This is a genomic window from Pedobacter cryotolerans (genome assembly GCF_005116475.1).
GTDB lineage: Bacteria > Bacteroidota > Bacteroidia > Sphingobacteriales > Sphingobacteriaceae > Pedobacter > Pedobacter cryotolerans.
The window spans coordinates 1-1025 of record NZ_SWBO01000030.1 but is presented as its reverse complement, the minus strand read 5'-3'; the positions used below and the strand labels follow the sequence as shown (position 1 = coordinate 1025).

1 protein-coding gene is annotated in these 1025 nt (G+C 42.0%); it reads right to left on the bottom strand.

The window, feature by feature from the left end; translation table 11 throughout:
• Positions 1-969: integrase core domain-containing protein (locus tag FA045_RS18765; RefSeq protein WP_136878603.1), on the bottom strand; the 969-nt coding region annotated here is incomplete at its 3' end.
• Between the last annotated feature and the right edge of the window lie 56 nt (positions 970-1025).

Here is a 1025-nt window from a genome sequence, read left to right as displayed (position 1 = left end):
CCCGCTTAGTTTTGCCATCTCTGCTGGAGTTTTGCCATTGATGCCCTGATGCGGTCTTTGCTGATTATAGTATAGCATGTATTGCATCAGTTCATCTTTTAGTTCTTCTATTGTATCGAAGTCCGTTTCTTCTATCAGATCTTCCTTCAGTGTTCTCCAGAACCGCTCTACCTTTCCATTGGTCTGTGGCCTATAGGGTCTTGTGTACCTGTGTACAATATCAAGTTCAATAAGCAGCCGTTCAAACGGATGGTTGATCTTGCTCTGACTTTGCTTCTGACCAAATTCAGGTCCATTATCTGATATGATCTCTTCGAACTTTATCCCATATTCGCCCTGCAGCACGCTGATGCACTTCATGGTAGCAAACATTACCGTTAGTGCGGTAACATCATGCGTTACCTCYGCCCACGCCAAGCGGCTATGGTCGTCCAAAAGACAGACCAGGTACAGTTTCTGGCTTTGACCCCTTATAATTGTCCTGCCTAGATGGTGGCAGTCCACATGTCCAAGTTGACCCATTCTTTCCTTGATGATTTTCCTTTTATTCTCCTTCATCTTGGGATTTAGCCTGTTTAATCCATAGCGTTTGCTAATGTTATAGACCCCTGATGCAGAAGGTGTAAATTTATGTAATCTTGGTTTGAGAATTGAAACTATTTCATGTTTGGAATTGCCCAGCTGACGAAGTTCAAGGACTTTGTTCTCTATAAAACGTATCGGACGCCTGGTACGGTATTTTGGACCTCGCTTTCGAGGTAACAGGTCTAGATCTTCGCCGCTCTGCTTAAAACGGTTATAATATTTCAAAAAACTCTTCCGGTTGGTACCCCAGGCTTTGTAAAGTTCCTCTACAAAACGATATACAGGATGCGATTTTTGCTTTACCAACTCATACTCCCGGATCATCATCCGATAGGTCTGTAGGTACTTCCGTTCTACAGTAAAATCATTTGTGTTTATTGCCATAACAGAATCAATTTAAAAATTTTGATTCTGTTACCGAAATATCTGACTTCTACAAG